At 69.7% G+C, this 23,399-nt stretch carries 16 protein-coding genes; 3 read left to right on the top strand and 13 right to left on the bottom strand.

What is annotated here, in order from left to right; translation table 11 throughout:
- Window positions 1–55: 55 nt before the first annotated feature.
- The 3 genes from SZ55_RS02135 to SZ55_RS02145 form a co-directional block, all read right to left on the bottom strand.
- Window positions 56–685 (bottom strand): glutathione S-transferase family protein, encoded by a 630-nt coding sequence (locus SZ55_RS02135; RefSeq protein ID WP_044400523.1) that lies wholly within the window; start codon window positions 683–685, stop codon window positions 56–58.
- A 139-nt stretch (window positions 686–824) separates the two neighbouring features.
- Window positions 825–1,739: a LysR family transcriptional regulator gene (locus tag SZ55_RS02140; protein ID WP_044400526.1), complete on the bottom strand. Its 915-nt coding sequence runs from the start codon at window positions 1,737–1,739 to the stop codon at window positions 825–827.
- Between the two features lie 2 nt (window positions 1,740–1,741).
- Window positions 1,742–2,656 (bottom strand): LysR family transcriptional regulator, encoded by a 915-nt coding sequence (locus SZ55_RS02145; RefSeq protein ID WP_044400529.1) that lies wholly within the window; start codon window positions 2,654–2,656, stop codon window positions 1,742–1,744.
- 197 nt (window positions 2,657–2,853) lie between these two features.
- On the opposite strand from SZ55_RS02145, the gene SZ55_RS02150 reads away from it, so the two are divergent.
- Complete coding sequence (locus SZ55_RS02150) at window positions 2,854–4,113, top strand: XAC2610-related protein (RefSeq protein WP_044400532.1); 1,260 nt, start codon at window positions 2,854–2,856, stop codon at window positions 4,111–4,113.
- A gap of 358 nt (window positions 4,114–4,471) precedes the next feature.
- On the opposite strand, the gene SZ55_RS02155 is transcribed toward SZ55_RS02150, so the two are convergent.
- The 8 genes from SZ55_RS02155 to SZ55_RS02190 all read right to left on the bottom strand — a co-directional run bounded on the left by SZ55_RS02155 (window position 4,472) and on the right by SZ55_RS02190 (window position 18,523).
- Window positions 4,472–5,002: a hypothetical protein gene (locus SZ55_RS02155; protein WP_044400535.1), complete on the bottom strand. Its 531-nt coding sequence runs from the start codon at window positions 5,000–5,002 to the stop codon at window positions 4,472–4,474.
- A gap of 173 nt (window positions 5,003–5,175) precedes the next feature.
- Window positions 5,176–8,253, bottom strand: coding sequence for an efflux RND transporter permease subunit (locus tag SZ55_RS02160; RefSeq protein WP_044400539.1), 3,078 nt, complete (start codon window positions 8,251–8,253; stop codon window positions 5,176–5,178).
- Window positions 8,250–9,326, bottom strand: coding sequence for an efflux RND transporter periplasmic adaptor subunit (locus SZ55_RS02165; RefSeq protein ID WP_044400542.1), 1,077 nt, complete (start codon window positions 9,324–9,326; stop codon window positions 8,250–8,252). Before SZ55_RS02165 ends, SZ55_RS02160 begins: the two co-directional genes overlap by 4 nt.
- On the bottom strand, window positions 9,323–10,456 hold the full coding sequence (locus SZ55_RS02170; RefSeq protein WP_044400545.1) for an efflux RND transporter periplasmic adaptor subunit: 1,134 nt from the start codon (window positions 10,454–10,456) through the stop codon (window positions 9,323–9,325). The genes SZ55_RS02165 and SZ55_RS02170 overlap by 4 nt, the downstream gene beginning before the upstream one ends.
- A 239-nt stretch (window positions 10,457–10,695) precedes the next feature.
- Complete coding sequence (locus tag SZ55_RS02175; RefSeq protein ID WP_044400547.1) at window positions 10,696–12,261, bottom strand: methyl-accepting chemotaxis protein; 1,566 nt, start codon at window positions 12,259–12,261, stop codon at window positions 10,696–10,698.
- A gap of 162 nt (window positions 12,262–12,423) precedes the next feature.
- On the bottom strand, window positions 12,424–15,120 hold the full coding sequence (gene acnA, locus SZ55_RS02180; RefSeq protein ID WP_044400549.1) for an aconitate hydratase AcnA: 2,697 nt from the start codon (window positions 15,118–15,120) through the stop codon (window positions 12,424–12,426).
- A gap of 248 nt (window positions 15,121–15,368) precedes the next feature.
- Window positions 15,369–16,961, bottom strand: coding sequence for a malate:quinone oxidoreductase (locus tag SZ55_RS02185; protein ID WP_044400551.1), 1,593 nt, complete (start codon window positions 16,959–16,961; stop codon window positions 15,369–15,371).
- A gap of 302 nt (window positions 16,962–17,263) precedes the next feature.
- Window positions 17,264–18,523, bottom strand: a complete 1,260-nt coding sequence (locus SZ55_RS02190; RefSeq protein WP_044400553.1) for an HD-GYP domain-containing protein — start codon at window positions 18,521–18,523, stop codon at window positions 17,264–17,266.
- A 252-nt stretch (window positions 18,524–18,775) separates the two neighbouring features.
- Here SZ55_RS02190 and atzF point away from each other — a divergent pair, with 252 nt between their 5' ends.
- Both atzF and SZ55_RS02200 read left to right on the top strand, forming a co-directional pair.
- Entirely contained in the window at window positions 18,776–20,590 is a 1,815-nt protein-coding gene (gene atzF, locus SZ55_RS02195; RefSeq protein ID WP_044400555.1) for an allophanate hydrolase, read from the top strand.
- A 4-nt stretch (window positions 20,591–20,594) separates the two neighbouring features.
- Window positions 20,595–21,293: a GntR family transcriptional regulator gene (locus tag SZ55_RS02200; RefSeq protein ID WP_044400557.1), complete on the top strand. Its 699-nt coding sequence runs from the start codon at window positions 20,595–20,597 to the stop codon at window positions 21,291–21,293.
- Here SZ55_RS02200 and SZ55_RS02205 read toward each other — a convergent pair.
- Together SZ55_RS02205 and SZ55_RS02210 are read right to left on the bottom strand one after the other, a co-directional pair.
- Entirely contained in the window at window positions 21,275–21,769 is a 495-nt protein-coding gene (locus tag SZ55_RS02205) for a DUF1543 domain-containing protein (RefSeq protein WP_044400559.1), read from the bottom strand. The two genes, SZ55_RS02200 and SZ55_RS02205, sit on opposite strands and share 19 nt — an antisense overlap.
- Window positions 21,770–21,891: 122 nt before the next feature.
- Window positions 21,892–23,399 (bottom strand): sensor domain-containing diguanylate cyclase (locus SZ55_RS02210; protein WP_044400561.1); only part of this gene is annotated, 1,508 nt, incomplete at its 5' end.

Here is a 23,399-nt window from a genome sequence, read left to right on the forward strand (position 1 = left end):
GCTCCCGCTGGAGAGGCGTAAGGCCCGGCGCAGCCGTGGCTGCACCGGGGGCGCGTCAGGCGCTTTGCAGGCCGGCGGCCGTGCGCGGCATCGGCACGAAGCCGGGCAGCGCTTCGACGCGGGCCAGCCAAGCGCGGACCTGGGGGTAGGGCTCCAGGGACACGTTGCCCTCCGGCGCGTGGGCGATGTAGCTGTAGCCCGCCACATCGGCCAGGGTCGCCTGGTCGCCGGCGAGGAAGGGGCGCTGGGCCAGCTCCTGCTCGATGACTGCGAGCAGCGCGTGGGAGCGGGCGATGGTGGGCTCGGCCTCGTAGGGTGCGCCGAACACGGTGATCAACCGCGCGGTAGCCGGGCCCGAGGCGATCGGCCCGGCCGCCACCGAGAGCCAGCGCTGCACCCGGGCGGCGCCCAGCGGGTCGTTGGGCAGCCACCGGCCGGCCGGGTCATGCGTCTTCGCCAGGTACACGAGGATGGCGTTGGAGTCGCTGAGCACCACGCCGTTGTCGTCGATCACCGGGATCTGCCCGAAGGGGTTCATAGCGAGGAATTCCGGGCTCTTGTGGGCGCCCTTGGCCAGGTCGACGAAGACCAGCTCCGCCGGGACGCCCAGTAGCGAGAGGAACAGCTCGATGCGGTGGGCGTGGCCCGACAGGGGGTGGTGAAAGAGCTTGATCGGCTTGGACATGATGATCTCCGTGGCACAGGTGGGGGAAACAGGGGCCGGTCGGCCGTGCTGTGGAGCCATCTTCGGTGCGCAAGGGTTTGGGCGGAATCGCCAGGAATGGCAATCCTTTGTTTTGGAATCTGGAATAAACGCCGAGCGGCTAGTCCTCGCCCGTCCCGTTCAGGGCGCCGTGGTGGCGCAAGCCGGCCACCGCCAGGTCGACGAAGCTGCGCACCCGCGCGGCGGCGCGGCGTCCCTCGCGGTACACCACGTGCAGTGGCACAGGGGGCGGGGCGAAGGGGTCGAGAACGGTGCGCAGCTGCCCGTTGGCCAGTTGCTCATGGGCCTGGTAGCCCAGGCAGCGCGTCAGGCCGCCGCCCAGGCAGGCCGCCTGGATCGCACCCTGGGTCGTGGCGCAGGCCAGGCGCGGGCGCAGTGGGTACGCGCGCAGCTCACCGTCGACGCGAAAGCGCCACTCGGGGAGCCGCGAGTCCGCCAGGGCGTGGATGATCCGGTGCCGGGCGAGGTCCGCCGGGGCCTGGGGTTCGCCGTGCCGGGCCAGGTAGCCGGGGCTGGCGCAGACCACCCGGCGCACCTGGCCGACCGGCAGCGCCACCAGGGAGGAATCCGGCAGGCTGCCGGCGACGATGGCCACGTCGAGGCCTTCCTCATGCAGGTTGGGCAGCCGTTCCAGGTAGCGGACGACCACATCCACCTCGGGGAAGCGCTGCAGGTAGTCCAGCAGCATCGGGGTCAGCACCTGCTGCCCGAGCAGCAGCGGCATGCTCACCGTGAGCCGACCGCGCGGTTCGAGGTGCAGCCCGGCGGCCGAGGCTTCGGCTTCCCGCACCTGCTGCAGCAGCAGCTCGCAGTCGGCGGCGAAGCGCTGCCCGGCTTCGGTCAGCGTCACGCCCTGGGTGCTGCGCTGCAGCAGGGCCAGGCCCAGGCGCTGCTCCAGTGCCTCCACGGCGCGGGTCACGGTGGGCGCCGACAACCCCAACTGGCGCGCGGCGGCGGCCAGGCTCAGGGTCTGGCTGACGGCGAGGAAGGCCTGCATCTGCCCGTGGCGGTCCATGTTCAGGGCTGCCGGTTGCGGTTCAGGGCCGGGTCCCGGGCCAGGCGTTCTGTGCAGAAGTCGACGAAGGTGCGCACCTTGGCGGCGATCCGCCGTCCGCCCTGGTACACCACGTGGATCGGCAGCGGCGGTTGCTCGAAGGCCTCCAGGACGATCTCCAGCTCGCCCCGGCGCACCTTGTCGGCCACCTGGTAGCTCAGCACCCGGGTCAGCCCCCAGCCCAGGCAGGCGGCGTGGATCGCGGCCTGGTTGGCGGTGACCACCAGGCGCGGCTGGGGGCGGATGTTCAGCGGCCGGTCTTCTTCGATGAACTGCCACTCGCCCAGCGCCTGGCTGCTGGCCGAGGCCACCACCTGGGCCTCCTGCAGCTGCGTGGGGTGGGTGGGGCGGCCGTGGGTGGCGAGGAAGCCCGGCGAGGCGCAGACCACCCGGCGCACTTCGCCGACGCGCACGGCGTTGAGGCCGCTGTCCGGCAGGTGGCCGATGCGCACGGCGACGTCGATGCCTTCGTCCACCATGGCGACCACCCGGTCCACCAGCAGCGCCTTGATCTGCACCGCCGGGTGCTGGTCCAGGTACTCCACCATCAGCGGGGTGACGAACAGCTCGCCGAACAGCACCGGCGCGGTGACGCTCAACTGGCCGCGCGCGTTGGCGTGGCTGCCGGCGGCGGATTCCTCCGCCTCCTCCAGCTCGGCGAGGATGCGCCGGCAGTCTTCCACGTAGCGCTGGCCGGCCTCGGTGATGTGCACGCTGCGGGTGGTGCGGGCCAGCAGCAGTGTGCCGATGCGCTCCTCCAGCGCCGCCACGGCGCGGGTCACGCTGGGTGGCGACATGTTCAGGCGGCGCGCGGCGGCGGCGAAGCCCTGTTCCTCGGCCACGGCGAGAAACACCTGCATCTCCTGGAAACGGTCCATCACGGGCTCCTGTGGGGCGATGCGCAAGAGTGGGGCCTGTGTTGCGTCGCTGGCAACAGATCGTCCGTGACGACCGCTGTTCTTGCCGGGTGTGTCGGTACGGGCACCGTGCCGGCGGTTTTGCTCGCCCAGGTCTCAGGGGCCGGGCGCCGGCTCTGCTACCCTGCGCGCCCCAATTCCGCCGACATGGAGGTTGCATGCGCACTGTCCTTTCTTACCGTGGCGTTTTTTCCGGGCTGATCCTTGCGCTGGCGGCGCCGCCCCTGCCTGGTCGGGCGGACGAGGTGTCGGCCCCGGCGGTGGAAATCCCGGTGTGGAACCGCAGCTGGGTCGGCACCCTGGGCACCAAGACGGTGGAGGTGTCCCTGCAGCGGGTGGCCGATGGCCTGCGCGGCCGTTATTGCTACCAGCCTTGCAGCAACCAGACGCGCGACGTGCTCAGGCTCAGCGGGCCTATCGCCGGTGAGGGAGCCGAGCTGGGCGAGTCCGACAGCAGCCGTGCCAACGTGGCGACCGGGACCTGGCGCATCACCTCGCTGGAGAAGGGCCTGACCGGCACCTGGATTTCGCCCAACGGCAAGCGCTCGCTGCCCCTGGCCCTGCGCCCGGCCACTGCCGAGGACGCGCTGGAGGCGCGCTTCCCCTTCGAGCTGCGCCTGGTGGCGGACGCACCGCCCGAGGAGGAGGGCGACGGTTGCCCCACACCGCCGATGGTCTCGGCCATCCGCCTGTACAAGGACGGCCAGCTGGTGCAGACCCTGGCCACCGAGTCCCAGGGCACCTGCGGGATGTTCACGCCCTCGCTGATCGACGCCAACTTCGACGGCTGGCCGGACCTGACCATCGCCCAGTTCCTCCCGGCCGGCCCCAACATCCCCCACCAGACCTGGCTCTACGACCCGGCCACTGGCCGCTATGTCGACGCCCCGCCCACGCTGCAGGACATCAGCTCGGCGGAGTTCGATCCGGTCCACCGCATCGTCTACACCTACTGGCGCGCCAGCTGCTGCGAACACGGCGTTTCCACCTACCGCTGGCAGGACGGCGACGTGCAGGAGGTGGACTCCCGCAGCAGCTACCTGCTGCCGCTGATGGACGGCGACAAGCGGCGCCTGTGCTACGTCATACCCAGCTACGGCAACGGCTTCATCGAATACAGCAGCCGGGTGGAGCAGGGCGACGACGGCCGCCTGCGCCTGCGTGGGCTCGACCCCGCGTCCTGCGACATGGACGAAGGCAATTTCCTCGAACGCACCTACATCGAGGTCTGGAAACCCGCGCCGCCCGGCCAGCCGCCGACCCTGCTGCGCACCGAGGAAACCACCTGGAAACCGGTGCAGACCGCCGCCGGCCAGCGCTACTGCCCCGAAGTGCCGTACTACGACAATGGCCGCATCCGCCGCGTGCTGAACGACAACCCGGACCTGTGCAGCGAACAGAACCCGCTGCAGCCCTGACCTCGTGCCCGGCAGCAGCCCGGCGCATCCCTGGGCTGAAGCCCAGGCTACGGGTGTGTCCAGACGGGTGGGGTGAGCGGCGCTTCACCCCACCACCGCGAGTTCCCAGGCGTGGCCCTGCGTAGCCCGGACTTCAGTCCGGGAAGGGTGCCGAGCCCGTGCCTGGGTACAGTCCGGCGCATCCCTGGGCTGAAGCCCAGGCTACGGGTGTTTCCAGGCGAGTAGGGTGAGCGGCGCTTCACCCCTCCACCGCGAACTCCCAGGCGTGGCTCTGCGTAGGCCGGACTTCAGTCCGGGTATGGGGCATTTCCGGGGAAAGCTGGGTCAGGCCCGGCCTTTCGAGGTCGGCGTGCCTGGCTTACTTGACGGGGTAGTCCCGGCCCCACAGGCGCACGGTCTTGGGGCCTTCCACCGGACCCTGGAAGACGAATTTCTGCCGAACACCGGTCTTGGGCGGGACGGTGACTTCCTCGGGGTTGTCCATCGGCGTCAGGTTGCTGGAGTAGTCGTCCTGGTCGATGGCCAGCAGGGCGCCGTTGTAGGTCAGGTTGATCAGTCGGATCGGCTTGTCGGTGAGGTTCTTGAAGCCGAACAGGACACTGAGGTTCTCATCCTGGGCTTCGGTCTTGAGCAGGTGGACCTCGATCTTGCCGTCCAGTTGGTCCAGCTGGGAGATCACCAAGGCGCCGTCCGCGCCCTGGGCGGACTGGCGGCCTTCGGTGATGCCTTCGGAGGCGCCGCCAAGGAGGTTCTTGCCGGCCGAGATGGCGGCAGAAACGGCGGCCTTGGCCGAGTCCTTGATGGGGCTGCCGGTGTCGGTCGGTTCTTCGGCGGTGGCGCTGCCTGCGCCTAGCAGCAGTGCCAGGATGGCCCTGGAGGAAATGCCCATGGTGTCGCTCCTTTTTCAGCGTTGCCGGGCGACGGCTCGGCACCCGCGTTCGTGGGCGGTTTTTAGCACAGGCCCCGGGTCTGCGCAGCCCGGCCCCCGGCGCCATCCGCCGCTTTTACGAACTCCATCGCAGCCTGCCGGGGAAACCGCACCGGCCGGGGCGGGCGGCCCGGTCACTCCTCCCGGATGCGGTACCAGGTGACGTACAGCGCCGGCAGGAAGAACAGCGTCAGCAGTGTCGCGGCGATGATCCCGCCGATCATGGCGAAGGCCATCGGTCCCCAGAACACTTCGCGGGCGATGGGGATCATGCCCAGGCTGGCGGCGGCGGCGGTCAGCAGGATCGGCCGGGTGCGGTGGTGGGTGGCCTCGATCACGGCTTTCCAGGGGGAGCGGCCTTCGGCCTCGAAGGCCTCGATCTGGGTCACCAGGATCACCGAGTTGCGGATGATAATGCCGATCAGCGCGAGGATCCCGAGGATCGCCACGAAGCCCATGGGTGTGCCGGTGGGCAGCAGGGCGGCGACCACGCCGATGAGGCCCAGCGGGGCGACGCTGGCCACCAGCAGGGTCTTCTGCACGCTCTGCAGCTGGATCATCAGGAAGGTGGCCATGAGGAACAGCATCAACGGCACCACCCGGCCGATGGGCCCCTGGGCCTTGCCGCTCTCCTCGACGGTGCCGCCGGCAGCCAGCCGGTAGTTGGCCGGCAGCTTGGCGGCGAAGCCGTCGATGTCCGGCCGGAGCACCTTCACCAGGTCGGTGGGCTGGATGTCGTCGGTGATGCTGGCCTTGAGGGTGATGGTGGGCTTGCGGTCGCGCCGCCACACCAGCGGTTGCTCCAGCTCGTAGCCGACGCGGGCGAAGGCCTTGAGCGGGATGGAGGTGCCGCTGGCGTTGACCATCTGCAGGTTCTCAATGGTTTCCGGCGAGCTGCGTTCCTCGCGCCCGGAGCGGCCGACCACGTCGATCAGGAAGATGTCGTCGCGCACCTGGGTCACGGTGGTGCCGGTGACCACGCTGTTGAGCATCTGCGCCACGTCCTCGGAGCCGAGGCCCAGCTGGCGCAGCTTGTCCTGGGCGATCTCGATGCGCAGCACCTTACCCGGCTCGTTCCAGTCGTAGATGATCTCGCCGATGTGCGGGTTGCTGTCCAGCAGGGCGGCGAGCTGCATGGCGTAGTCGCGCACCTTGTCCACGTCCGGGCCGCTGATGCGGTACTGGATCGGCCGTCCCACCGGTGGCCCCATCTCCAGCGGCTGCACGTAGCTGCTGATGCCGACGAAGTCGCGGCGCAGGTGTTCGCGCAGGCGGCCCGCCAGGCGCTCGCGGGCTTCCAGGTCGCGGGCGACGATCACCAACTGACCGTAGAAGGGGTTTTGCAGCTGCTGGTCCAGGGGCAGGTAGAAGCGCACCGCGCCCTGGCCGACGTAGGCGCTCCAGCGCGAGACGTCTTCGTCGTCCTTGAGCAGCGCTTCGACCCGGTCCATCACCCGGCGCGTTTCGTCGATGCTGCTGTTCTGCGGCAGGTTCAGGTCCACCAGCAGCTCGGGCCGGTCGGAGGCGGGGAAGAACTGCTGCTGGACGAACTGCAGCAGGTACAGCGACACCCCCAGCAGCCCGAGGGTGACCACCAGGGTCAGCAGGTTGCGGCGCATGGCCCGCTGCAGCCAGCGGTCGAAGAAGCCGAACAGCCGGCTCTTCTTCTCCTCAGGCTGCTTGAGCGTCCTGGGCAGGATGTGCACGGCGATCACCGGGGCGAACAGCACGGCGACGATCCACGAGAGGATCAGCGCCACGGCGATCACCGCGAACAGGGTGAAGGTGTATTCCCCCGCCGAGCTGGCGTTGAGGCCGATGGGCACGAAGCCGGCGATGGTCACCAGGGTGCCGGTGAGCATGGGGAAGGCCGTGGAGCGGTAGGCGAAGGTGGCCGCTTCGTGCAGCGAGTCCCCCAGTTCCAGCCGGGTGACCATCATCTCCACGGTGATCATCGCGTCGTCCACCAGCAGGCCGAGGGCGATGATCAGCGCGCCGAGGGAGATCCGCTGCATGGTGATGTCGGTGTATTCCATGAACACGAAGACCATCGCCAGCACCAGCGGGATGGAGCAGGCCACCACCAGCCCGGCGCGTACCCCGAGGCTGACGAAGCTCACCGCGAGGACGATGACGATGGCCTCGAACAGGGCGCTGGTGAAGCCGCCCACGGCCTTCTCCACCACCTCGGCCTGGTTCGACACCGTGTGCACGCCGACGCCCACCGGCAGCTCGGCGGTGATCTGCTCCATGCGCTGGCGCAGTGCTTCGCCGAATTCCTGGATGTTGCCGCCCTTGCGCATGGCCACGGCCAGGCCGATGGCGGGCTGGCCGTTGTAGCGGAACAGCGTGCTGGGCGGGTCGGTGTAGGTGCGCTGGATGTCCGCCAGGTCGGAGAGGCGGTAGAAGCGGTCGTTCACCCGCAGGTTCACTGCGGCCAGGTCGGCCTCGGAGCGGAACTCGCTGTTGGTGCGCACCGAGATGCGCTCGGGCCCGGCCTCGATCACACCGGAGGGCGTCACCGCGTTCTGCTGGCGCAGGCTGTCCAGCACCTGACGCTGGTCGATGCCCAGGGCGGCGAGCTTGCGGGTGGAGAAGTTGAGGTAGATGACCTCGCTCTGCGCGCCGATCAGTTCCACCTTGCCCAGGTTCTCCACGCTGCGGATGTCCAGCCGGGCCTTCTCCACGTAGTCACGCAGCTGGCGGAAGCTCAGGCCGTCGGCGGTGAAGGCGTAGACGCTGCCGAACACGTCGCCGAACTCGTCGTTGAACGCGGGGCCCTGCAGGCCCTGGGGGAAGTCGCCGCGGATGTCGTTGATCTTCTTGCGCACCTGGTACCAGATGTCCGGGATCGCCTTGCCGCTGGTGGTGTCCTTCAGGTAGACGAACACCGTCGCTTCGCCCGGCCGCGTGTAGCTCTTCACATAGTCCAGGCTGTCCAGCTCCTCCAGCTTTTTCTCGATGCGGTCGGTGACCTGCAGCAGCGTGTCGTCCACCGTGGCGCCCGGCCAGCGGGCCTGGATCACCATGGTCTTGATGGTGAAGGAGGGGTCTTCCTCGCGGCCCAGGTTGAAGTAGGAGAACACCCCCATCACCAGCGAAACGACCATCAGGTACCAGACGAACGAGGGGTGCCGCAGCGCCCATTCGGAGAGGTTGAAGCCGGCCTTGCCGGTGTCGCCGCGCGGGCGGTCCCTGTGCTGCTCGCTCACGGTTGCGCTCCTTCGTCCATCTTCACCTCCTGGCCCTCTTTCAAGCTGTTCACGCCGGCGCTGACGACCCGTTCGCCGTCGGCCAGCCCGCTGCCGACCGTGACCTTGCCGTCCTGGTTGCGCAGCACCTCCACGGTGCGGCGGTGCACCTGGCGTGCCTGCGGGTCCAGCACCCAGACCTGGGCCGGCCCGGTGGCGCGGGTATCGCCGATCAGCGCCGTGGCCGGCAGGTGGGTGCGCGGGGCGACCGGGCTGCTGAGCAGCACGCTGACGGTGCTGCCCAGGTGGAAGCTGGATGGGGCCTCGCCCAGGGACAGGCGCAGGCGCCGGGTGCGGGTGGTGGCGTCGGCCTGGGGCGCCAGTTCCCGTACCGTGCCGGTGGTGCGCGCCTGCGGGTCGAGCTGGGCGCTCACCTCGAAGCGCGCGTCGGCGGGCAGGCGCTGGACCAGTTCATCCGGCAGGTCGACCACCGCTTCCTTCACGTCAGGGCGGACCAGGGTCACCACCTCCTGGCCGGCTTGCACCACCTGGCCGGCCTCGGCGTGCCATTGGGTGATGACGCCGGCGATGTCGCTGCGCAGCTCGGTGTAGCCCAGCTGATCCTGGGCCCGGCGCACCGCCGAGTTGGCCTGGTCGAGGGTGGCGCGGCTGGTCTTCAGGCGGGTGCGGGCGCGGTCCAGGTTGGCCTGGGCGCCTACGCCCCGGGCGAGCAGTTCGGCTTGGCGGCGCTCGTCGGCCTGGGCGTCGATCCACTCGGCCTCGGCGCGGGAGGCATCGCCCTGGGCGCTGAGCAGGGCGTTCTGCTGGTCGGTGGGGTCGAGGGTGGCGAGCAGGGTGCCGGTTTCCACGCTGTCGCCGACATTGAGGGTGCGTGCGGCGATGCGGCCGTTGGTGCGAAAGCCCAGGGTCGTCTCGTAGCGGGCCTGGATGCTGCCTGCGAAGCGGCCGACCTGGTGGACGTCGTCGCTGCGCACGGTGACGTAGAGCACCGGGCGCGGCGCCGGGGCCTTGTCCGCCTCCTGGGAGCAGCCGGCCAGTGCGGCCAGTGCAAGGGCTGGCAGCCAGGGCTTCATGGGCGGGCCTCCGTCCGGGTGCGGGGCTCGGCGCTGGCGCTGTGCTCCACCGGCTCGGCGGCCTGTTCGTCACGGGCCACTTCCACCTTCTGCCCGGGGTGCAGCATCTGGCCGCCCGCCACCACGACCCGCTGCCCGGCGGACAGGCCTTCGCCGACGATCACCCGTTCGCGGGCGTAGCTGACCCGGCTCACCAGTTGCAGGTGGGCGCGGTCCTCGTCGTCCAGCACCCACACCGCCGGGCTCCGGCCCTGCTTGAACAGCGCCGACCAGGGCAGCACCACGCGGGGCTGCGCGGCCTGCGGCAGCTCGGCCCCCACCACGCTGCCCAGGCCCATGGCGGCGGGGACCCGGTCGAGGCCGACCTTCACCTTCAGCGTGCCGCTGCGGTCGTCGACGGTGGGGGTGACTTCGCGGATGCGGCCCTCGACCCGCACGGTCGGGTCGGAGAGCAGGTGGACGCTGACCGGCTGATCGCCCTGGTCGCCCTGGAACAGCGATTCGTAGACGTTGAACACGGCGTCCCGCTCGCCTTCGCCGGCCAGGGTGAAGATCGGCAGGGTGGCCTGCACCACCTGGCCGACCTCGCCGCTGCGCTGGGTGATGACCCCGTCGGTGGAGGCCTTGAGTTCGGTGTAGGAGAGCTGGTCTTCGGCGGAGGCCTGCTGGGCGAGGGCGGCGTCCAGGGCGCTTTGCGCGGCACGGCGTTCGGCCTGGGCGCGGTCGTATTCGCTGCGGCTGGTGTAGCCTTTGGGCAGCAGTTGGCCCTGGCGCCGGAAGTCGACTTCGGCCAGGCGCAGCCGCGCCTGCTCGGCCGCGACGGCGGCGCGGGCGTTGTCCACCTGGGTGCGCAGCTCCTGCGGGTCGAGGCGGGCCAGGACCTGGCCGGCCTGCACCCGGTCGCCCACGTCGACATGGCGTTCGATGATCTTGCCGCCGACGCGGAAGGCCTGCTGCGCCTCGACCCGCGCCTGGATGTCGCCCACCACGCTGGGGCGCGGGGCGTAGTCAGTGCGGGTGGCCTCGCGCACCAGTACGCGGGGCAGGTGTTCCTGCGGTGTGTCCTGGCCGCAGCCGGCCAGTGCCAGCGTCGCCAGGCAGAACGCGAGTGTGGGCGTTCGGGTTGCCATCCGTTTCCCCATCCTTGTCAGACTGCCGCGCCCACGCGAGCGCAGCGGGATACGAACTGTGAGTGGGGCGAAGCGGGAACGTTCAAGTGGAATCTTCAGGCCGGCGGCCCGACCCGGTGCGGATCTGCGGCGAAAAGACCTGTACGGTGCCGGTCGAGCGGGTCAGGGAGGCGCGGCGGCGAGCGGGCGGCACAACGAAAAAGAGCGCCCTGGAGCGCTCCGTTTCGACCGGGTGGGGTTCAGCGGTTGAAGCGGTCCACCAGGGAGTACTGGCCGTGGGCGGTGCGGGCCAGCTCTTCGCTCAGCAGGGCGGTGCGCTGGGCTTCGCCGGAGGTCTGGTCGGCGAGCTGGGCGATGCTGCCGATGCGCACGTTGATCTCTTCGGCCACGGCGCTCTGTTCCTCGGTGGCGGCGGCGATCTGGTCGGTCATGGCGGTGATGTTGGCCACGGCTTCGCTGATGCCCACCAGGGCCTGGTCGGCCTGCAGCACCTGCTCGACGCCTTCGTCGGCCTGGCGACGACCGTTCTCCATGGTGCGCACGGTTTCCTCGGCGGTCTTCTGCAACTGGGCGATGAGCTGGTGGATCTGCCCGGTGGACTCGGCGGTGCGTTGCGCCAGGGAGCGCACCTCGTCGGCCACCACGGCGAAGCCCCGGCCCATTTCGCCGGCACGGGCGGCCTCGATGGCGGCGTTGAGGGCGAGCAGGTTGGTCTGGTCGGCGATGCCCTTGATCACGTCCACCACGCCACCGATCTCGTTGCTGTCCTGGGCCAGGCGGGCGACGGTCTCGCTGGTCTCGATCACCGACTGCGACAGGCGCTCGATGGCGGCGCGGGTCTCGGCGGCGACATGCCGGCCCTGGGTGGTGAGGCGGTTGGCCTCCTGGGTGGCGTCGGCGGTGCGCTGGACGTTGGAGGCGACTTCCTGGGTGGTGGCGGCCATCTGGTTGACGGCGGTGGCCGCCTGGTCGGTCTCCTGGCGCTGGCGCTCCAGCCCGTCGGAGCTGTTGTGGGCCAGGGCATCGGCCTGGCGGGCCTGGTCGGTGAGGTGCTCGGCGGTGTCCTGCAGACGGGTGAGGCAGGTCTTGAGGCGTGCCTCCTGGCTGAGCAGGGCCATCTCCAGGCGGGCCTGGTCGCCCCGGCTGTCGGTGTACATCCGCGCGATCAGCGGGTCGGAGGTGGTCTGCTCGGCCAGGTGCAGCAGGCGCTTGATGCCGCGCCCTTGCCAGGCGAGGCCGATCAGCCCGAGGGGCACGGAGAGCAGCGCGGCGAGCAGGAAGCCCCAGTGGGAGGTCAGCCAGGCACCGATGAAGAAGCCGATCTGGCTGATGAGGATGAACGGCAGCCAGTCCTGCAGCACCGGCAGCCAGCGGTCCTGGCTGGGGATGGCGGACTTGCCGGCGTTGATCCGTGCGTAGAGTGCTTCGGCCCGGCGCACCTGCTCGGCGGTGGGTTTGACCCGCACCGACTCGTAGCCGGTGACCTGGCTGCCCTCGAAGATGGGCGTGACGTAGGCGTTGACCCAGTAGTGGTCGCCGTTCTTGCAGCGGTTCTTGACGATGCCCATCCACGGCCGGCCCTTCTTCAGGGTGGCCCACATGTGGGCGAACACGGCGGGGGGCACGTCCGGGTGGCGGACGAGGTTGTGTGGAGCGTGGATCAGCTCTTCCCTGGAATAGCCGCTGATATCGACGAAGGCCTGGTTGCAGTAGGTGATGACACCCTTGCCGTCCGTGGTCGAAATGAGGCGCTGCTCGGCGGGGTAGGTCCTTTCGCGTTGGGTAACCGGTTGGTTGTTTCTCATGTTGTTCTTCCGCAAGGCTTGAGGCGGGTATCGGCTCTGGTGAACCAAAGTTGAGCCATTTTTTGCCGTGCAGTGTAAACAGTTTGTGTCGTGTCGCCGTCGGGAAAGTTTCCTGCCAGCCAGCGACCCAGAGCCCTTGCGGGGCTCCGGGCCGCTTACAGGTCAGGCTGCGAGCAGCTGGCGCAGCACGTAGTGGAGGATGCCGCCGGCCTTGAAGTACTCCACTTCATTGAGGGTGTCGATGCGGCAGAGCACCTCGACATTCTCGTGGGAGCCGTCCTCGCGGGTGATCTCCAGGGTCAGGTCCATGCGCGGGCGCAGTTCCACGCCGCTGAGCCCGAGGACGGCGATCCGCTCGCGCCCGGTCAGGCCCAGGCGCTTGCGGTCGATGCCGCCGGTGAACTGCAGCGGCAGCACGCCCATGCCCACCAGGTTGGAGCGGTGGATGCGCTCGAAGCTCTCGGCGATCACCGCCTTGACCCCCAGCAGATTGGTGCCCTTGGCCGCCCAGTCGCGGGAGGAGCCGGTGCCGTATTCCTTGCCGGCAATGATCACCAGCGGCGTGCCTTCGGCCTGGTAGCGCATGGCGGCGTCGTAGATGGCCAGCTTCTCGCCGCTGGGCACGTGGAGGGTGTTGCCGCCTTCCTCGCCGCCGAGCATTTCGTTGCGGATGCGGATGTTGGCGAAGGTGCCGCGCATCATCACCTCGTGGTTGCCCCGGCGCGAGCCGTAGGAGTTGAAGTCGGCTGGCTCTACGCCGTGTTCGCGCAGGTAGCGCCCGGCCGGGCTGTCGGCCTTGATGTTGCCGGCGGGGGAGATGTGGTCGGTGGTCACCGAGTCCCCCAGCAAGGCGAGGATGCGGGCGCGCTGCACGTCGGTCACCCGGGGCGGTTCGCCGCCGATGTCGGCGAAGAACGGCGGGTGCTGGATGTAGGTGGAGTCGGGCTGCCAGGCATAGGTGTCGGCATCCGGCACCTGGATCGCCTGCCAGGTCTCGTCGCCGGTGAAGACCTCGGCGTATTCCTTGCGGAACATCGCGGTGTCCACCTTGGCGATGGCTTCGGCCACCTCCTGCTGGCTGGGCCAGATGTCCTTGAGGTACACCGGTTGGCCGTTGCGGTCCTCGCCCAGGGGCTCGCGGCTGAGGTCCAGGCGCACGCTGCCGGCCAGGGCATAGGCGACCACCAGGGGCGGGGAAGCCAGCCAGTTGGTCTTCACCAGCGGGTGCACACGGCCTTCGAAGTTGCGGTTGCCGGAGAGCACCGAGGCCACCGTCAGGTCGCCCTGCTGGATGGCCTGCTCGATGGGTTCCAGCAACGGCCCGGAGTTGCCGATGCAGGTGGTGCAGCCGTAGCCCACCAGGTCGAAGCCCAGGGTGTCGAGGTACGGGGTCAGCCCGGCGGCGGCGAAGTACTCGGTCACCACTTTGGAGCCGGGGGCCAGGGAACTCTTCACCCAGGGCTTGCGCGCCAGGCCCTTCTCCACGGCCTTCTTCGCCAGCAGCCCGGCCGCCATCATCACGCTGGGGTTGGAGGTGTTGGTGCAGGAGGTGATGGCGGCGATCACCACGGCGCCATCCTCCAGGCGGTAGCTCCGGCCCTCGTGCCGGTACTCGGCCGTGCCGCGCTGGGCCTGGCCTCCGGTGCCGGCAGGGGCGGGCTGCAGGGCGAGGAGGTCATCGAAGGTCCTGGCCACGCGGGTCAGCGGGACGCGGTCCTGCGGGCGCTTGGGGCCGGCCAGGCTGGCTTCCACCGTGCCCATGTCCAGGGCCAGGCTGTCGGTGAACAGCGGCTCGTCGCCGGCGTTGCGCCACAGGCCCTGGGCCTTGCAGTAGGCCTCCACCAGCTTGACGGTGGCCTCGGGCCGGCCGGACAGGCGCAGGTAGCCGAGGGTCACCTCGTCCACCGGGAAGAAGCCGCAGGTGGCCCCGTACTCCGGTGCCATGTTGGCCAGGGTGGCGCGGTCGGCCAGGGGCAGTTCCGCCAGGCCGTCGCCGTAGAATTCGACGAATTTCCCCACCACCCCCTTCTTGCGCAGCATCTGGGTGACCGTCAGCACCAGGTCGGTGGCGGTGATGCCCTCGCGCAGCTTGCCACTGAGCTTGAAGCCGACCACCTCGGGAATCAGCATCGACACCGGCTGGCCGAGCATGGCCGCCTCCGCCTCGATGCCGCCGACGCCCCAGCCGAGCACGCCGAGGCCGTTGATCATGGTGGTGTGGGAGTCGGTGCCCACCAGGGTGTCGGGGAAGGCGTAGGTCAGGCCGTCTTCTTCCCGCGTCCAGACGGTGCGGCCGAGGTATTCCAGGTTCACCTGGTGGCAGATGCCGGTGCCCGGCGGCACCACGCTGAAGTTGTCGAAGGCGCTCTGGCCCCAGCGCAGGAAGGCATAGCGCTCGCCGTTGCGGGCCATCTCCAGCTCCACGTTGCGGGCGAAGGCCTCGGGGCTGGCGTAACGGTCCACCATCACCGAGTGGTCGATCACCAGGTCCACCGGGGAGAGCGGATTGATCTTCTGCGGGTCGCCCCCGGCGCTGGCCACGGCATCGCGCATGGCGGCCAGGTCGACCACCGCCGGCACGCCGGTGAAGTCCTGCATCAGCACCCGCGCCGGGCGGTACTGGATCTCCCGGTCGGAGCGACGCTCCTTCTGCCAGGCGACCAGGGCATCGAGGTCGTCCCGGGTGACGGTCTTGCCGTCCTCCCAGCGCAGCAGGTTCTCCAGCAGCACTTTCAGGGACAGGGGTAGCTTGTCGATGCTGCCGAGGCTCTTGGCGGCCTCCGGCAGGCTGAAGTAGTGATAGGTCTTGCCGTCCACATCCAGGGGGCGGCGGCAGTTCAGGCTATCCAACGAGGGCATCTGCTTCTCCTTTGGCCCACACGGCGGGGGCCGGTACACGGACGGAGACCCTCAAAGCTAGTCGCGCTGCACGGGCCTCGCCATGTTCTGGACTGCGTTGGCCGGGCTGGGGTTCCGCCTGTCGAGCGCGGGGGAGCCGGAATGTGGCGCTGCGGATCGGCGTCGGCTGGGTGGCAGCGGCGGGGAAGTGGCGCCTGCCGAATGCTCGGCGGCGGAGTGCCCCGCCCAGGACGGGCGGGGCAGGGGGATCAGAGGGCGGCGGCCGGGGCCGGGGCGCTCTCGGGCTGGACGGGGATGAACTCCAGCTGCAGGCGCTCGTGGCTCCAGGCGCGGGTGCTGTTGGTCAGCTCCAGGTCGTCGTTCAGCTTGCGGCCGTAGGACGGGATGATGGCCTTCAGGCGGGCCTGCCAGGCGTCGCTCTTGAGCTTCTCGGGGAAGGTCTTCTCCAGCACGCTGAGCATGATAGGCGCGGCGGTGGAGGCACCGGGGGAGGCGCCCAGCAGGGCGGCGATGGAGCCGTCGGCGGCGCTGACCACTTCGGTGCCGAACTGCAGCACGCCACCCTTCACCGGATCCTTCTTGATCACCTGCACGCGCTGGCCGGCCTGGATCAGTTCCCAGTCGGCGTCCTGCGCATCGGGGAAGTACTCGCGCAGGGCGGCCATGCGGTCGTCCTGGTCGAGCATCAGCTGGCCGACCAGGTACTGGCTGAGGTCCAGGTTGTCCATGCCGGCGGTGGTCATCGGGCCGATGTTGTCGGTGGTGATGGCGCTGAACATGTCCATGTGCGAGCCGTTCTTCAGGAACTTGGTGGAGAAGGTCGCGAAGGGGCCGAACAGCAGCACTTCCTGGCCGTCCACCACGCGGGTGTCCAGGTGCGGGACGGACATGGGCGGCGAGCCGACCGAGGCCTTGCCGTAGAGCTTGGCATGGTGACGGGCGACCACGTCCTGGTTGCGGGTCATCAGGAAGGAGCCGCCCACCGGGAAGCCGGCGTAGCCTTCGGCTTCCGCAATGCCGGATTTCTGCAGCAGCTTCAGGGCGCCGCCGCCGGCACCGATGAACACGAAGCGGGCGTTGACTGCGCGCTCGGCGCCGTCGTGGGCCAGGTCGGCCACCACCACCTTCCAGGTGCCGTCTTCGTTGCGCACGATGTCGCGCACTTCATGGCTCAGGTTCAGCTTGAACTTGGGCGACTCGGACAGGGAGGCGAACAGCTGGCGGGTGATCTCGCCGAAGTTCACGTCGGTGCCAATCGGCATGCGGGTGGCGGCGATCTTCTGGGCCGGGTCGCGGTCCTGCATCACCAGCGGTACCCACTGGGCGATCTGCGCGTGGTCTTCGCTGTATTCCATGCCGCGGAACAGGTTGCTGTGCTGCAGGGCGGCGTGGCGCTTCTTCAGGTAGGCGACGTTGTCGTCACCCCAGACGAAGCTCATGTGCGGAACGTTGTTGATGAACGAGCGGGGGTTCTTCAGCACGCCACGGTCGATCTGGTAGGCCCAGAACTGCTTGGAGATCTCGAAGGATTCGTTGATCGCCACGGCCTTGCTGATGTCGATGCCGCCGTCAGCGGTCTCGGGGGTGTAGTTCAGCTCGCAGAAGGCCGAGTGGCCGGTGCCGGCGTTGTTCAGGGCGTTGGAGCTTTCCTCGGCGACCTGGTCGAGGCGTTCGAAGGTCTCGATCGTCCACTCGGGCTCCAGCTCGTGGAGGTAGGTGCCGAGGCTGGCACTCATGATGCCGCCGCCGATCAGCAGCACGTCGAGGGGTTGTTCGGGGGCGTCGGGCTGGGAGCAGCCGACCACGCTCAGGCACGTCAGTGCCAGCAGCAGTTTCTTCATCGATGAACCTTCCAGTCTTCCGGGCTGCGCCTGCCACCCTGTGCACGCGGTGTGGCCGGGCCCTTTGTGAGGGCGCGACCGGGCGGTGGCGCTGCGTTCTTCTGGCCGTCGCATGTGGCGGCGGCTGCGAACGGTGGTCCTGAGACCTCCGTGGGCGGCCGAAATAGCAAGGGCTGTGCCAGATGGTCGCAGGCCAGGTGGCACGGGGCTTGCCGGGAGGCACGCCAGCCGCGGGCTGGCGGGTACCCGCCACCATGGCGGGGCCTGGGAGGCGATGGGTGGCGGAAATCCGCCCACGCGGCTCAGCCGCGGGTGCGCGGGTCGATGTAGTAGGTGATGCGCTGGCGGGGGTTGAGGTAGTCCAGTGCTTCGGGCGGCACCTGGGCCGGCCGCAGGGCGGAGGCGATGGTCAGGCGCGGTTCACGCTCCAGGTCGACGATCAGGGCTTCCTCCTTGGGCACCTGGCTGTCGTAGAGGATCAGCGTCGGCTTGAGCGGCTGGCTCGGGTGCATGCCGAGCACCAGGCCGTAGCGATCATCCTCCAGCTGCACCAGGCTGCCCGGCGGGTAGACGCCCATGCAGCGGATGAAGGCCTTGAGCATCACGTCGTCGAACCGCGAGCGGTGCAGGGCGAACATCTGCTTCAGCGCTTCGTGGGGGCTGAGGCCGGCGCGTGGGTCGCGCGGGTTGCACAGGCCGTCGAAGTGGTTGGTGATGCACACCACCCGGCTCAGCCGGCCGATGGCGGCCTCGGACAGCTGGCGCGGGTAGCCGGTGCCGTCGCAGTGCTCGTGGTGCTCGTGGATGACCCGCAGCACTTCGTCGTCGAGCATCAGCTGCTGGCCCCGGCGCAGGCCGTACTCGGTGTGCAGCTGGCGCAGCAGCTGTTCCGGGCGTGTCAGGGGCTCGGGCTTGAGCAGCACCTGGCTGGGGATGTCCATCTTGCCGATGTCGTGGAGCAGGGCGCCGAGCCCGAGGCTGTGGCAGGCCTCGCTGTCGTAGCCGAGCTGGCGGCCGAGCATCAGCGACAGCACGGTGACGTTGAGCGGGTGCACGTAGGCATCGTCGTGGGCCTTGCCGTTGATGCTGTGCAGCGCGGCGCCGTCTTCGCCCTGGATGGCTTCCACCAATTCGCCGACCACTTCCCCGGCCTGGCGCAGGGCATCTTCTGGCTGGTTGCGCAGGGCCTGGTTCATCGCCTTGACCCGCTGGCTCGCCTGGACGAAGCGGCGGTCCACCTCGGCCAGGCGTGTGCGCAACTTGCTCAGCTGGACCACCCGCGCCTGGCGCGCGGCTTCTTCCGGTGCTGGCGGGGGCGGGGTGTCTGCCAGCGGCTCGGTCGGCGCGGTGACCGGTTGCAGTGGCAGGGGCTCGCAGTCGCTGCGCGACGGGTCGTAGCGCAGGCGCTTGAGGCCGAGCTTGCGCAGGGCGGCGACCTGGTTGTCGTCGCGGATCTTGAAGTTGCTGAAGGTGAAGTCGTGTTCCCACCAGCCCAGTTCGAGCTGGATGTAGAGGCCGACGCACAGCTGGTCGGGGGTGATGTAGACAGGGCTCGTGGGCATGCCGGGGACCGGGATGGCGAAATGCTGGCAAGTCTAGCGTTTTCGGGGGGCCGAGAGCAGCCCGCCCAAGCGATGGGCCGTGCCGCTCGACGGAGGCCCTGCAATGAGGCGCTCACGCACCGTCGGCGGGCGTCCTGCCGGGTGCGCGGGGCCTTTGCAGATGCGACAGGCCGCGTGGTGACTGGGTTCCCGGCTTCTGGTCCGGCGCTTGCAACGGGCGTCGCCAACTTGGATACAAGATGGAGCGCCCCGATGAAGACCCCGCTGTTGCCCACCACCGGCTGGACCCTGCACGACTGGCAGCAGGCCTACCGCGACGGCCGCCTGCAGCCCGACTGCCTGCATGAGCTGCTGGAGACCCTGCGCGGGGAAGACCTGGCCTGGATCGTGCTGGCCGAACCGGCTCAGTTGACCGAGCGTCTCGCCGCCCTGGCCCGCCAGCTGGAGGCCGCGGGTGACGACCTGTCGGCCCTGCCTCTCTATGGCGTGCCGTTCGCCATCAAGGACAACATCGACGCCGCCGGCTGGCGCACCAGCGCCGCCTGCCCGGCGTTCGCCTACCTCGCCGAGGCCGATGCCACGGTGGTGGCGCGGCTACAGGCCGCCGGTGCCGTGTTGCTGGGCAAGACCAACCTCGACCAGTTCGCCACCGGCCTGGTGGGGGTGCGTTCGCCCTTTGGCGCGGTGCCCAATGCCTTCGATCCGGCCTATGTCAGCGGGGGCTCCAGCTCCGGCTCGGCCTCGGTGGTGGCGCGTGGCCTGGTGCCCTTTGCCCTGGGGACCGACACCGCCGGCTCGGGGCGGGTGCCGGCGGGCTTCAACAACATCGTCGGCCTCAAGCCCACCCGGGGCTGGTTGTCGACCCAGGGGCTGGTCCCGGCCTGCCGCAGCCTGGACTGCATCTCGGTGTTCGCCCTGACCGTGGACGACGCCGAGCAGGTGGCGCGGCTGGCCGGTGGTTTCGATGAAGCGGACGCCTATGCACGGCGTAACCCGGCCACCGCGCCGGTGGCCATCGGGGCACGGCCGCGACTGGCGGTGCCCGAGGCGCCCGAGTTCTTCGGCGACCGGCGCAACCAGGCGGTGTTCGAGCAGGCCGTGCAGCGTTTCGAGGCCCTGGGCGCCGAGGTGGTGCCCATCGACTTCGGCCCGTTTACCGAGCTGGCCCGCGAGCTGTACCAAGGGCCCTGGGTGGCCGAGCGCACCGTGGCCGTGGGAAGCCTGCTGCAGACCCGGCCCCAGGCGATGGACCCGGTGGTGCGGGGCATCGTCGAGAGCGGCCGCGACTTCAGCGCCTGCGACGCCTACCGCGCCGAGTACCGCCGGGCGGCGCTGGCCCGACGCATCCAGCAGGTGCTGGCAGGGTTCGACGCGCTGTTGGTGCCCACCTCGCCGACCCTGCGCACCCAGGCGGAAATGGCCCGCGAGCCGCTGCTCTACAACAGCCAGTTCGGCACCTACACCAACTTCACCAACCTCGCCGACCTGAGTGCCCTGGCGCTGCCGGCGGGGTTCCGCGAGGACGGCCTGCCGGCCGGCATCACCCTGATCGCCCCGGCTTGGCACGACCAGGCCCTGGCCAGCCTGGGGCGACGCTGGCAGGCCGCGCTGGGTCTGCCGCTGGGGGCCACCGGGCGCTCGCTGCCGCCAACGGCGCCGCCCGTCCCGGCGCCCGAGTGCGTGCGGGTGGCGGTGGTGGGGGCGCACCTGACCGGGATGCCGCTCAACCATCAGCTGACCACCCGTGGTGCGGTGCGGGTGGAGGAGACCCGCACCGCCCCCTGCTACCGCCTGCACGCGCTGGCCGGCTCGGTGCCGCCCAAGCCCGGCCTGGTGCGCGGCCAGGAGGGTGCCGCGATCATCGTCGAGCTGTGGGACGTACCCCTGGCGCGTTTCGGTGAGTTCGTCGCCGAGGTGCCGCCGCCCCTGGGGATCGGCAACCTGCAACTGGAGGATGGCCGCTGGGTGAAGGGGTTCATCTGCGAGCCCTGCGGCCTGGAAGGCGCCCGCGACATCACGGCCTTCGGGGGCTGGCGCGCCTACGTGGCGACGCTGGGCGGGCGCTGAGCCGATGGCGAGCCGGCCGCCACGCCTGGCGGAGACCGTCTACCGCCAGCTCAAGGACGACATTGCCGATTTCCGCCTGCTGCCCGGCGACCGCTTCAGCGAGGGCGAGGTGGCCGCGCGCCTGGCGGTGAGCCGCACGCCGGTGCGCCAGGCGCTGGACCGCCTGCAGCAGGAGGGCTACCTGCAGGTGCACTTCCGCAGCGGCTGGGAGGTGCTGCCGTTCGAGTTCGAGCGCTTCGAGGCGTTGTACGACCTGCGCATCGTGCTGGAGCGGGCGGCCATCGAGCGACTGTGCGAGGCCGCCGATGCTGCCGCCAGCCTGGCACCGCTCTGCGCGCGCTGGCAGGTGCCACTGTCCCGGCGCAGCGAGGTGGATTCCGAGGTGGCCGCCTGGGACGAGGCCTTCCACTGCGAACTGGTGGCGGCCGCCGGCAACCCGGAACTGGCGCGGGTGCACCGCGAGGTGAGCGAGCGTATCCGCGTGGTGCGGCGCCTGGATTTCGGGGTGCAAGGGCGGATCGCCGCTACCTACGAGGAGCACGCCGCCGTGCTCGCGGCGATCCTGCGGCGGGATGTGGACGACGCTTGCGCACGCATGACCGCCCACATCGCCCAGAGCCGCGCCCAGGTGCGCCAGGTGACCGCCGCGCGGCTGCGGGCGGCCCGGTGCGTGGCAGGTGGGGGTCAGGACAGGACGATGTAGTCGCTGCGCTGGGTGATGCCCCGGTGCTCGCCTTCGGTGAGGTGGACGTAGCGGCCGTCGAGCAGGTCGATGGGGATGCAGTCGTCCACGTCCAGCAGGGCGTCGGTGTGGGGTTTGTCCCAGCCTGCGTGCATGCGGCGCTTGCCGCGCTCCTTGGCTTCGGCGCGGTCGCGGGCGACCACCAGCAGGTAGCGGTGGGCTTCGCCGAAGGAGCCGGGTTCGTAGCCGCCGAGGTTGATGAAGTAGAGCCGGGGCGAGCCGGGCGCCGGGGCCAGGCTGCTGAGGCTGACGCGGTAGCCGTCGACGCCTTCGATGGCCATCCAGGAGTCGATGTGCAGGCCTTCGCGGCTGCCGAACCACTCTTCACGCAGGCGGGGGTAGGTGTCTTCGATGGTGTCGGCGAAGGCGAACACCACGTCGTGGACTTCGATCTTGGCCCGGGGGTGCCGGCCACCGAGCATGACGACGTACAGCATTGTCGTTGTCGTTCCTTGGAAGAACAGGGGAGGAGAGGCGACCGGCATCCACTGCCGGGCGGCGCGCCATGGTAGCGCAGGGTGTGGGGCGGAGTGCAGCGCTTTTCGACGGCCTGCCGGGCTCAGGATGCCGGCGGGTGAACCCGGTCACGGCCGGCGTCCTTGGCGCGGTACAGGGCTTCGTCGGCGGCCCGCAGCAGCTGCGCTTCGGGGGTGTTGTCCAGGGGCAGCGGCATGTACACGTGGTAGCCGAGGCTGGCGGTGACCACGCCGTGGTCGCTGCCGCTGTGGGGGATCTCCAGCGCGCGCACGGCCTGGCGGATCTGTTCGGCGATGCGGTGGGTGTCCTCGGGGTCGGCGTTGGGCAGCAGCAGGGTCATTTCCTCGCCGCCGTAGCGCGCGGCCAGATCGCCGGGGCGGCGGGCGAAGCCGGCCAGCACCTGGGCGACGGCGCGGATGCACTGGTCGCCGGCGAGGTGCCCGTAGTGGTCGTTGTAGCGCTTGAAGTAATCGATATCGAGCATGACGATGCCCAGCGGCGTGCCCAGGCGTCGGGCCCGGCTGGCCTCGATGGGCAGCACGGCGTCCAGCCGGCGGCGGTTGGCCAGGCCGGTGAGGGCATCCTCCAGGGCCAGTTGCTCCAGGGTTTCGTGGGCCAGGCGCAGCTCTTCCTCGGCCAGAGCCCCCTGTTCCATCTGCCGCACCAGGGTGGCGGCGAAGAACACCAGGCCGGCGATCACCACCACCACCACCAGGCACGAGCGGGCCACCTGGTTGAGCCAGGGCGCGGCGATGGATTGGGTGGAGATGCCGGTCTCCACCAGCAGGGGGTAGTCCTGCAACTGGCGGTAGCTGAACAGGCGCTCGACGTCGTCCAGCGAGGAGCGGGCCACCGTGACCCCGGCCGGCGCCTCCGGCAGCAGGTCCTTGACGATGTGGGTGCGGGCCAGGCTGCGGCCGGTGGCGTAGGGGTCGAAGGGGTGGCGGACGAGGATGGTGCCGTTCTGTTCGGCCAGCACGATGATGCCGCGATCGCCCAGGTCGAAGGTTTCGTAGAAACGGTTGAAGTAGGCCACTTCCAGGGTGGCCACGGCGACGCCGGCGAACTGGCCGTTGCGGTCCTCGATGCGCCGCGAGATGGGGATGACCAGGTCGCCGGTGAAGCGGCTGCGGATCACCTGGCTGATGTGCACGCGGTCGTCGCGGTCGTCCCGGTGGTAGCGGAAGTACTCGCGGTCGGCGTTGTTCATCGGCTGGCCGCCCACTTCGCGGTCGGAGACCAGGCAGTTGCCGTCCTTGTCGTAGAGGAAGAGTTCGTGGAGCTGCGGCAGGAACTGTTGCTGGCGTTTCATCAGCCGGTGCATGCGCGCCTTGTCCAGCCGTTCGAAGCCGTCATGCTCGACCTGTTCGATCAGGTCGTAGAGCAGGGCATCGGCCTGGCGGATGGCGTCGCGCGCGTGTTCGGCGGCGGCGCCGGTGACGTTGGTGGCGCTGACTTCGGCGCGGTGGAACTCCTGCCGGTAGTCGAGCCAGACCTGCCAGGCCTCCATGGCCAGGATCGCCAGGATGGTCAGGGTGGTGAACAGCCGCGCCAGCTGCTGGGTGCGCTGGTGGGGAGGGGGCTTGGAGG

The organism is Pseudomonas sp. FeS53a, assembly GCF_000931385.1.
Lineage (GTDB): Bacteria > Pseudomonadota > Gammaproteobacteria > Pseudomonadales > Pseudomonadaceae > Metapseudomonas > Metapseudomonas otitidis.